General features: G+C 74.0%; 9 protein-coding genes and 1 pseudogene. 4 read left to right on the top strand and 6 right to left on the bottom strand.

The genetic code is table 11. The features are described from left to right. Window positions 1-21: 21 nt before the first annotated feature. Both BLW63_RS28815 and BLW63_RS00330 read left to right on the top strand, forming a co-directional pair. A pseudogene (locus tag BLW63_RS28815) lies at window positions 22-219 on the top strand (SDR family NAD(P)-dependent oxidoreductase); the annotation flags it as partial. A gap of 11 nt (window positions 220-230) precedes the next feature. Further along, a complete protein-coding gene (locus BLW63_RS00330) occupies window positions 231-767 on the top strand; it encodes a hypothetical protein (protein WP_091150298.1) in 537 nt (178 codons plus the stop codon). Between the two features lie 41 nt (window positions 768-808). Here the strand turns inward: BLW63_RS00330 and BLW63_RS00335 are convergent, their stop codons facing one another. The 4 genes from BLW63_RS00335 to recD2 form a co-directional block, all read right to left on the bottom strand. Then, entirely contained in the window at window positions 809-1081 is a 273-nt protein-coding gene (locus tag BLW63_RS00335; RefSeq protein WP_091150301.1) for a hypothetical protein, read from the bottom strand. Between the two features lie 83 nt (window positions 1082-1164). Continuing rightward, window positions 1165-2214, bottom strand: coding sequence for a PD-(D/E)XK nuclease family protein (locus BLW63_RS00340; RefSeq protein ID WP_091150302.1), 1050 nt, complete (start codon window positions 2212-2214; stop codon window positions 1165-1167). Then, window positions 2211-3659 (bottom strand): DEAD/DEAH box helicase family protein, encoded by a 1449-nt coding sequence (locus tag BLW63_RS00345; protein ID WP_211516944.1) that lies wholly within the window; start codon window positions 3657-3659, stop codon window positions 2211-2213. Before BLW63_RS00345 ends, BLW63_RS00340 begins: the two co-directional genes overlap by 4 nt. 113 nt (window positions 3660-3772) lie before the next feature. Continuing rightward, complete coding sequence (gene recD2, locus BLW63_RS00350; protein WP_091150304.1) at window positions 3773-6070, bottom strand: SF1B family DNA helicase RecD2; 2298 nt, start codon at window positions 6068-6070, stop codon at window positions 3773-3775. Between the two features lie 144 nt (window positions 6071-6214). Here recD2 and BLW63_RS00355 point away from each other — a divergent pair, with 144 nt between their 5' ends. Then, a complete protein-coding gene (locus tag BLW63_RS00355) occupies window positions 6215-6718 on the top strand; it encodes a single-stranded DNA-binding protein (protein ID WP_091150307.1) in 504 nt (167 codons plus the stop codon). Window positions 6719-7218: 500 nt separating this feature from the next. Here BLW63_RS00355 and BLW63_RS00360 read toward each other — a convergent pair whose 3' ends face one another. Next, a complete protein-coding gene (locus BLW63_RS00360; protein ID WP_091150309.1) occupies window positions 7219-7503 on the bottom strand; it encodes a hypothetical protein in 285 nt (94 codons plus the stop codon). Between the two features lie 758 nt (window positions 7504-8261). Continuing rightward, window positions 8262-8819, bottom strand: a complete 558-nt coding sequence (locus BLW63_RS00370; RefSeq protein WP_091150313.1) for a hypothetical protein — start codon at window positions 8817-8819, stop codon at window positions 8262-8264. Between the two features lie 834 nt (window positions 8820-9653). Here BLW63_RS00370 and BLW63_RS00375 point away from each other — a divergent pair. Then, on the top strand, window positions 9654-10073 hold the full coding sequence (locus BLW63_RS00375) for a hypothetical protein (protein WP_091150315.1): 420 nt from the start codon (window positions 9654-9656) through the stop codon (window positions 10071-10073). The last annotated feature ends 205 nt before the right edge of the window (window positions 10074-10278 follow it).

The raw sequence follows: 10278 nt of genomic DNA on the forward strand, positions 1-10278 counted from the left end.
GCCCCTGCAGTCGGGGTCTTCCTCGGCATGCACGCGACGATCCCGTCGCTCCGTCGTGCCGGCGGCGGGACGATCGTCGACATCCCCTCCGCGGCCGGGCTGATGGGACTCCCGATGCAGTCGGCGTACACGGCCAGCAAGTGGGGCCCGGCGCACCGACGACCGCCGTCTGCAGGTGCGGCCGCGCGGCGTCCCGGGGCTGTCGGCAGAGGGCTCTAACCTTCCGCGGTGTGACCGACTCGTGCGACGCGGAGGAGGCGCCCAGCGCCCTCGCGGAGCTGACGGGCTACGAGCTGTGGGACCGCACGCAGCGGGCCGGGCAGCAGGTGGCCGCCGCGTGCGAACGACTGGTCGGTGCGCCGTCGGCGCGGGCACGCGTCGCTCTGGCACCGGAATTCCTGCGGCAGGTGCGCCAGCTGCTCACCCTGCGGCTCGTGGCGGTCGCCCGGGCACGGCGGCGCGCGTTCCCGGTGCAGGTGCCGCCGGCCGGCAGCCACGGCGTCGCGGCGCTGTGGGCGGAGGTCTTCTGGGCGGCGCGGGCACGGTCCCCGGACGACGACTCGGGTGTGCTGCAGGCGACCGACGTGTCGATCCGGGGACTGCTGGCCCTGGAGCCGTCGGACCTGGCGGACCCGGACGCGGTGCGGGCCTGGTGGGAGCGCCTGGAGCTGGTCGAGGAGACCCTCGACGGGCTGGACATGGAGGCCCAGGCGACGGTGGAGGGGCGCGAGGCCGTCGCCGAGCACCAGCAGGTGCGCCGCAGCTGACCCTGTCGGCCTGTCGAGCCGGGCGGCGATCGGCGTGCGCGTCATGCCACGACGCGTGCGGCAGCCGGTGCGCCGGTCCCTGGCTCGGCCACGACCCAGCTGGTGCGGCCGTGCAGCGGCGGGGTCTTGGTGCCGTCGGTGAACCACACGACGACCCCGCCGGAGGTCCTGCAGCGGGCGCGCACGACCCGGATCCGGCTGCCGCGCCCGGTCTTGGTCGGCCGGACCAGGGGCAGGCCGAAGTCGGTGCCGATGACGTCGCCGGTCAGCACCGACTCCCCGGCGACCAGGTTGCTCGTCGAGACGGTGGTCATGTGTGCCTCCTGGGCGTGGGGCCGGTCGGACGACCGGCCCCGGGATCGGTCCCTGCGGGTGGAGCCGCCGCGGTCGAGGTCGCTCAGCCCGGCCGGGTGCCGTTGCGCGTGACCCGGATCGTCGGGGGGCTGGGGACCCTCCGGGTGGGCACGACCTCGCCGAGGTCGGCCAGCCGTTCCACCGCGGCGTCCTTGTCGACCTGCGTGCGCAGGCCGCCGCCGGACCACTCGCAGTACAGGTCGTCCGCCGGCCCGGACCGGCCGCGCAGCCGTTCCCGCGCGTACTCCTTGTGGCGCCTGGCCTCGTTCTCGGCCGCCCGCCAGGCGTCGTAGTCGTGCACGGCCCCGACGTAGTCCTGGTCGGTGACCGTCAGGCGGGACTGGCGTGAGACCTCGCCCTCCGTCTCCGGGTCCACGGGCGGGCCCCAGCACAGGTCCAGGAACGGGCACCAGTCGCACATGGTGTCCACGCCGGGCCCGAACCCGTCGCGGGGGACGGCGTCGACCCCCTCGTCCTCCACGGTGGCGTAGACGTCGGTGAGCCACAGGAGGGCCTCGGCGGTCAGCGCCGGGTCGTGGTCGGCCTCGAAGACGACGTCCTCACCCGAGTCGCGGGAGAGGTAGCGGATGCGGAGTCCGTCGACCTCGTGCCCGGTGCCGCCCGGGAGCCGCCGGTCGGAGGTCTGCCCCGTCCGCAGCAGCCAGGCGTAGACGGCGACCTGGAACCAGTGCTTGGCGGGCACGCCACGGGTGAGCACCCGCTCGAACCCGAACCGGGACGTGGTCTTGAGGTCCTCGACCACCGGGGCGTGGAACCAGTCGCAGCGGCCCTTGACCTGCTCGCCCTTCAGCCCGACCTCCGTCAGCCCGCCGTACTGACGGCGCAGGGCTCGCAGCACCCCACGGTGCAGTTCGGTGCCGAGGAACGCCTGCAGCCCGGTGCGGGTGTTGCTGGGCCGGCGCCGGGCGACCCGGTAGGCCGCCCGGCGCCGGCACTCGCCGAGCTCGGAGGCGCCGATCATCCGCTGGCGGGAGCGGGCCCGGCGGCGGTCCAGGTCACGGACCGCCGCCGCCAGGCTCGGAGCGGCCCGCCGCTCGGCGGCGCTGGGGCGGGCGGCCAGGACCGCCGTCACGCGGAGATCTCCTGCTGCCCGACCGCCAGGCCGGCCCGCTGGGTGGCGATCACCTCGCGGACGAGCGCGGTCAGCCGCCTCGTCGCCACGTGCTCGGCCGGCCGGCCGAACCGCTCGGCGATCTGCTCGTCGGTCACGCCCAGGGTCTCCAGGCTGGCGAGCACGCCCTTGCGCGCGGCGGTGAGCCGGCGCTCCCGCGGGTCGTCAGGGGTCGGCGAGGCCTCCAGCAGCGGGTTCGCCGGCGCGGCCGCACCCTCGGTGCGCGGCGCGGCGGCCGCCGCGGCGGCCCGGGCGGCCTCGACGACCGCGGCCGGCGTCGTCGGGGCGGGCGGGGCGGCCGGGGCCCGGCGGCGACCCGCGGGGTGGGCCTCCATCGCCGCCTCGAGGAACTCCTCGTGCCGGGCCTGGATCAGCTGCGCGACGGTGTACGAGCCGCCGGGGGTCGGCACGTCGACCTGGAGCAGAGCGGCGCGGTTGGCCTCACCCCACACATCGCGCAGGTCGTCGTCGTCCTCGGCGTCCTGGATCCGGGCGACCAGCTCGGCGGCGTCCGGCTCACGCGTCCGGCTCGACCGGCCGGCCCGCGCCTCCTCCGCCCGCTCGTGCTCGAGCAGCCCGCCACCGTGGAAGGCGACCAGGTCCCGGACGTGCGCGGTGCCCGGGTCGCACTTCAGCGCGTCGAAGACCAGCCACTCCAGCAGCCGCCCGTCGGCCGCCGGGGCGGTGACCTCCCTGGCCGGGTCGTCGTTCGGCTTGATGCCCACGTGCACGCTTCGGGCCCCGACGATCAGCGGCCGGCGCCCCCGGCGCAGCCGCACCCACACGCTGGCCGCGTAGGGGAACTCGCGGTGGGTCTGCACCGACCAGGTCTTCTGACCCTCGATCGGCCGGCCGTTGGCGTCGACCTCGGTGACCTCCTTGCCGCGGGCGGTCACCACGACGATGCCGGGGAAGGTCAGCAGCTCGGTCTGCAGCTTGCGCCAGCGGGCGCCGGCGTCGTTCCACAGGTTCTGGCTGATGACGATCTCGGCGTTGGGGTCGCGCTTGAGCAGCTCGCGGTTGCGGGCCGACTTCGCGGCGCGCGCGCTCGCCCAGTCCTTGAGCCCGTCCCAGATCGCCGAGCCGGTGTCGATGCCGAGGACCACCGGCGGCTCGCCGGCGTCGGCCGCGCGGCGCGCCTCGGCCTTGACCGCCTGGACGGCGGCGAGCACCTCGGCGTAGGAGCCGTCGTGCTCGACGAGCTGGTAGGTGGCGCCGGGGATGGCGCCGTACTCGTCGCCGGCGCCCTCGTTCAGGTCGATCCAGTACAGCGCGCCGATCCGGTCGCTGGTGCTGAGCTGGGCCAGCGCCCAGCTCTTCCCACTCTTCTCCTCACCCTCGAGGAGAATGCACGGCCACGGGACGCGACCGGTGGGCTTGCGGGTGATGAGGCCGGAGATGGCCATGGTGAGCTCCTTGCCGACACGGGGAAGATGTCGACCCGAAAGCTACGAGCAGGTACTGACACAACCGGGCGACGTCCGCAAGAGAATCGCTCCGTCCGCGGCGAAGCCGCAGGTCAGCCGAGCGACGCGGCGTGTCGCCGTTCGCGGTCGGCGAAATCGCCGGGCACCGTGGCCGGCGTCCGCGCGCACCCGGCGGGGAGCGGCCGGCCGCGGAGGCGGTGGGCGAGACCGGTGTGCCGGCGTCCGGAGCCGGTGGCGCGCACGGCCTGCGCAAGGGCCCTCGGCGAGCCGACGAGGACGACGAGCTGCTTGGCCCGGGTCACCGCGGTGTAGAGCAGGTTGCGCTGCAGCATCACCCAGGCGCTGGTGGTCAGCGGGACCACGACGCAGGGGTACTCGCTGCCCTGCGAGCGGTGGACGGTCACGGCGTAGGCGTGCACCAGCTCGTCGAGCTCGGCGAAGTCGTACCGGATGCTCTCGTCCTCGTCGGTGACGACGGTGAGGGTCTGCTCGACGGCGTCGACGGCGGTGACGACACCCTGGGTGCCGTTGAAGACCCCGTTCGCGCCCTTGTCGTAGTCGTTGCGGATCTGGCTGACCTTGTCCCCGACCCGGAACACCCGGCCGCCGAAGCGCTTCTCGCCGCGGTCGGGCCGGGCCGGGGTGAGCGCGTCCTGCAGCAGCTCGTTCAGCGCGGCCGCGCCGGCCGGCCCGCGGTGCACCGGGGCCAGCACCTGGACGTCGCGGCGCGGGTCGAGGCCGAACCGGGCCGGGATCCGGCGCACGACGACGTCCACGGTGAGCCGGGCGGCCTCTTCGGCGTCCTCGGTGGGGAACAGGAAGAAGTCCTCGAGACCGCGGACCTGGGGCGGGCTGCCGGCGTTGATCCGGTGCGCGTTGGTCACCACCCCCGACCGGCTGGCCTGGCGGAAGACCTGCGTCAGGCGCACGTGCGGGATGGGCGTCCCGGCGGCCAGCAGGTCACCCAGGACCTGTCCGGCGCCGACCGAGGGCAGCTGGTCGACGTCACCGACCAGCAGCAGGTGCGCGCCCGGCGGGACGGCCCGCACCAGCTTGTTGGCCAGCAGCAGGTCCAGCATCGAGGACTCGTCCACGACGACCAGGTCGGCCTGCAGCGGCCGCTCCCGGTCGAAGGCGGCGTCCCCGCCGGGGCGCAGCTCCAGCAGCCGATGCACGGTGACCGCCGCGACCCCGGTCAGCTCGGTCAGCCGCTTCGCCGCCCGGCCGGTGGGCGCCGCGAGCACGATCCGCGCGCCCTTGGCGGCCGCCAGGGTGACGACGGAGCGGACGGTGAAGCTCTTGCCGCAGCCGGGCCCACCGGTGAGGACGGCGACCCGCTCGGAGAGCGCCAGCCGCACCGCCTCCTGCTGGCCGGCCGCCAGCTCCACGCCGGTGCGCCGGTGCAGCCAGGCCAGTGCGGCGTCCCAGTCGACCTCGGCGAAGGCCGGCATCCGGTCGTCGTCGGCGGCCGCCAGCCTCCGCAGACCGGCGGCCAGGGAGACCTCCGCCCGGTGGAACGGGACGAGGTAGTACGCCACCGTGGGGAGCTCCCCGTCCGCGCCGGGGAACTCCTCGCGGACGAGGCCCTGCTCGGCGACCAGCAGGACCAGGCAGTGCCGCACCAGGTCGGCCGGGACCTGCAGGAGGTCGATCGCCCGGGCGAGCAGGTCGGCCTCGGGCAGGAAGCAGTGCCCCTGCCCCGTCGCCTCGGAGAGCACGAACTGCAGCCCCGCCTCGACCCGCTCCGTGCTGTCGTGCGGGATCCCCACCGCGGCGGCGATCGTGTCCGCGGTCCTGAACCCGATCCCCCACACGTCGGCGGCCAGGCGGTAGGGCCGGGTCCGGACGACGCCGAGGGAGGCGTCGCCGTACTGCCGGAAGATGCGGACGGCCAGCGAGGTGGACACACCCATGCCCTGCAGGGAGACCATCACCTCCTTGATGGCCTTCTGCTCCTCCCACGCCGCGGTGATCAGCCGGGTCCGCTTCGGTCCCAGGTTCGGCACCTCGGCCAGCCGGGCCGGCTCCTCCTCGATGACCCGCAGCGCGTCGGCGCCGAAGTGGTCGACGATCCGTTCGGCCAGCCGCGGACCGATCCCCTTGACCAGCCCCGAGCCCAGGTAGCGGCGGATGCCCTGCACCGTGGCCGGCAGCACGGTGGTGTAGTCCTCGACCTGGAACTGCCGGCCGTACTGCGGGTGGGCGCCCCACCGTCCGCGCAGCCGCAGCGTCTCCCCCGGCTGGGCACCGAGCAGCGACCCCACGACGGTGACCAGGTCACCGCCCCGCCCGGTGTCCACCCGGGCCACGGTGTAGCCGGTCTGGGAGTTGGCGTACGTGACCCGCTCCAGCGTCGCCTCCAGGACCGCGCCCGTCCGCCCCTGCTCCACCTGCCGTCCCCTCGCCACTCGACCGTCCGCTCCCGAGGGTCACACGCCCCGGGGACAACTCCGCCGGGACGGAACTGTCGGTGGGTCCACCTAACCTCCGGCTGCCCACCTGGGCGAGGCACCGACGACACGGAGGACCGGATCATGGCCGGAGACACTGTCATCACGATCATCGGCAACCTGACGAGCGACCCCGAGCTGCGCTGGACGCCCTCGGGCGCCGCGGTCGCCAACTTCACCATCGCCTCGACGCCGCGCACCCTGGACCGCGAGACCCAGGAGTGGAAGGACGGCGAGGCGCTGTTCCTGCGCTGCAGCGTGTGGCGGGAGGCGGCCGAGAACGTCGCCGAGTCGCTGATCCGCGGCTCCCGCGTGATGGCGCAGGGGCGGCTCCGGCAACGCTCGTACGAGACCAAGGAAGGCGAGAAGCGCACCGTCGTCGAGCTCGAGGTCGACGAGATCGGCCCGTCGCTGCGGTACGCGACGGCGACCGTCACGAAGGCCTCTCGCACCGGCGCCGGTGGCGGCCGGGGTCCCGGCGGCGGGTTCGCGTCCCACGAGGGTCCGGCGGCGACCGGGCAGGGCGGCTCGCCCGACCCGTGGGCGGCGACGCCGGTCGGCGTCGGTGCCGAGGAGCCGCCCTTCTGAGCCCCCGGGCCGCTTCGACCCGGTCGCCGGCGACGCCGCCGCCGGCGACCGGGGGTGGGCACCCGGGGACGTGCAGTGGACCGACCACCACGACCTGTGCGGCCGACGCACGGCGTGAGCACCGCCAGACACCGCCTCCCGCTCAGCGCACGCCCCCACCACCGGCGCCTCGTCCGGTGGTCGCCCAGCTCCCGACGACGAGGGCCGGGTGCCGGCGCGTGCGGACGCGCGGTGTCGCCTCCGGGACGCCGCCCTCCCGGTGTCCTTGCAGGTCACCGCCCCGAGGCGTCCTGCCGCGGGGACCGCCGAGCTCGTGGACCGTGTGGACTCACGAGCCCGGGATCAGCCCCCTGAGCACGGCCGCGAGTTGGTCGACCACGAGCCGGCCACCAGCCAGACGCCGGCGACCTGCGAGCAGGCAGCCGCCGACGCCGGAACTCGGTCGGGCCGCGAGCGGCTGTGGGGCCCCGCCCACCCCGATCGTCCGTCACGGGCCTGGCTCAGGCCGACAGCCGGTCGCCCGCCCCGGCGCTGATCACCAGTCCGGCGGTGGTGAAGGCGGCCAGCAGCCGGTCGGCCCGCTCCTGGACCAGCCGGGCGGTCACCGCATCGAGAGCGCCGGCCCCGTCGTCCAGGCACTGCGCGAGGAGCGCGAGGACCTCGGGCGGGGGTCCGGCAGGGGTCCGCTTGGGGGCGGGGATGCGGGTGACCATCCCGCAGGGGCAGGACCCGCCGGTCTTGGGGGCCAGGTGCTTGCCGCCGGAGCACGTACCAGGTTCGAACATCGTCGACCTCAACTCCTCACTGAGCCTGGCCCTCCGCCGTCCGCCATGGGCCACGACTCAAGAGTCCCGCCCGTCACTCCTGTAACACGGCGCGGCGCGCCAGTCCGTATCCGTCTCGTGACTTCGGCCACATCGGCTCCGAGTCGGATCCGGTGTGCTTCGTGACCCGCGAGGAGTTGGCCATCCGCCTCCCTCCACCGTCGCCCGACCGGAGGCCGAGCTCGCCATGACGGCTCCACGCGGCTCGCCCCATCGAGACGACCGGGCGGCAGCCAGCCCGCCACCGGCCACCAGCGAGGCGACACAGCCGTGTGCGCACCTACGGGGTCACCCCTGGCACACGGGCGCGGTGGACCGCGGTACGCAGGTGTCCCGGGCCACCGTGCATCGGTGCGCCGTGCGGCGACCGTCGGCTGGGGGCCCCGGCTCCACCCGGTTGAAGGTCGGGCACTCCCGCCCGCTCGGCCGCTCAGGGTGATCGGTGAGGGCGCCCGGTCATCGCCGGGACGTCCCCGTCGACTCGCGGGAATGCGAGGGAGCGTGCTGCGCCGTCACGCCCGCGACCACTGCCCACAAGGAGGTCAGCGCCTGCAGGACGACCAGGGCCCACCGACCCTCGGCGGCCGAGAACCAGGCATTGGCGAAGAAGATCGCCGCGGCGCTCCACCAGAAGGCGGGTCGGTCGACGGCCCGACCGAGAGGGCTCCGGACGGGCAGGTCCGCCGGTCCGGATCCGTCGGGACTCTCACGGACGCTCATCACACCTCGCTGCAGACGCCCGCGTACGTCCAGTCGTAGACACGACCGCCGCACGTCGCGCCGTAGTCCTCGTAGGCGGAGCCCACCGCAGAGACCTGGTAGAGGACATCGCAGCTGAGGGGGTAGCCCGCGGAGCACTCGTCGGCGAGCGTGTAGAGGAGGGTGTCGCAGGCGCTGTAGTCACCGTTCAGGCAGTCCTCGACCAGGGCGGTGACCTCGTCGTCCCCGGAGGCTCCGGGTACCCCGGCCTGCAGCTCGTCGGCGTCGACCTCGCCCTCCCCTTCCGGAACCGGGGCGGCCTCTACGGTGATGTAGGTGTCGCTCGGTCCCGGGTCGGACCCGTCGTCCTGGCTCAGATACAGGCCGACGCCGCCGGTCACTGCCGTGACGAGGCCCGCCACAGCTGTGAGGACCCCGGGCAGGCTGGTCATGAAGCCCAGGAAGCCCCCGCGCTGCGTCGTCCCGTCCTGGGGCGACGGCTCCTGAGGCCACGGGCCCTGGGGCGGCGGCGTTCCTTGCGGCTGCGGGTAGGCGTTGGGTGGGGCGTCGTATGCCATGACGTTCCTCCTGTCGGCCGACCACGAGCGCTTCCGTCACAGCGCCCGCGGGAACTCGGCTGGGCCCTCACCGGGCCTGTCGGGAAGAGACCGGCCGGCGTCCGGAGATACCTGCTGCCACACCGGTCGAGGCTGGAGCGATGCGATCGGAACGACGCCGCATCAGCCGACGCCCTCGGCGGTGACGCCCCCTTCGGTGGCGTAGCTCGCAGCCGCGAGGGATCCGTCGGGGTGAACCATGCCGCGACCTGTGCCGGCTGCCTGCCTCCTCGGCCGGGCCGCGGGCAGGGCTGAACAGGGCCACGAAGGCCTCGGACAGGTAGCGGCGATCGCTGACCTGCCAAACGTCATGCGCCTCGACCAGCACGGCTCCGGCCAGCGGAGTAGGGCGGTTGGGTTAAGGCGGTTCCACGCGAGCGGAACGTGCCCCGGCTACGACGTCGGTGCGGCGCTCATCTCCTTGACCAGCCTTTCCGGCGAATTGGTCGACCAGCTCGTCCAGTGGCTGACGGGAAGGCGACGGGGGCCGGCAGGTCCTCGGCGCCGTCACGATGCATGGCGTTGACCCGCGCGAACTGGCGCGACTCGGCGAAGGTCGTGCGGATGGCCGCGGCGACCAGCTCGGCGTTGCCATGGCACGCGGCGAGCACGTCGAGACGAGGACCGCTCCACGGTCGCTGGTGCATGTCGCCGACGACATTCGAGGATCCGGTTTCGGGTTCCTCTCGGTGAGCCAACCCCAGCCCACGGGTTCGTCTGCGCCTCCTCGTTTTCGATCGGGTGGCGTGCGCTCTTCAGGTCGACACAGCACTCCCCAGACCGCAGAGGCCCATCATGGACACCCGTCTGATGGAGCTCGTCCCTGATTCCCCAGCGTGCCGGCTCTTCGCTCTGCTGAGCACCGAGGCCGACGTCCGAGGCGCTCTCGCCGCACTCTCCTCACACGTCGACCCGGCCATGGTCTGGGTGCTGAGCGGCGAGGAGGGCGCGCGTGCGCTCGACGTCTCCGGGAGAGCGCGCGGCTTCTCGGGGCGATTCCTGCGGGCGGTGCAGAACGTCGCCTACGACCGAGGCAGCCTGTCCGAGCACGAGTTCCACCTGCGCCGGGGCGGACACCTGCTTCTCGTTCCGGCGCGTGAATGCGCGCAGTGCCAGGGACTGGTAGAGGTCCTGAGCCCATGGCGCCCACACGGACTTACCTGGTTCGCCCGCTACAGCGTGGTGGACCCCACGCCGCGCTACTGCTCCGCCTGAACGTCGCAGTCGACGGGCCACCTACTCGTGTGCGTCGACGACACGGCGGAGGATCGAGTGCCTCGTGCTGGATCATGGCGGGTCACCGGGGTGGCAGAGTGCGGTCTCGTTGGGCGACAGACGAGCCACCGCCGCCGCTACCGGGGACGTCACCCTCGACCGGCGCCGTCCTCGGCTCCACGTGCGGCGGCTGTTCCGTGCGCAT

The organism is Geodermatophilus africanus (genome assembly GCF_900107105.1).
GTDB classification, from domain to species: domain Bacteria; phylum Actinomycetota; class Actinomycetes; order Mycobacteriales; family Geodermatophilaceae; genus Geodermatophilus; species Geodermatophilus africanus.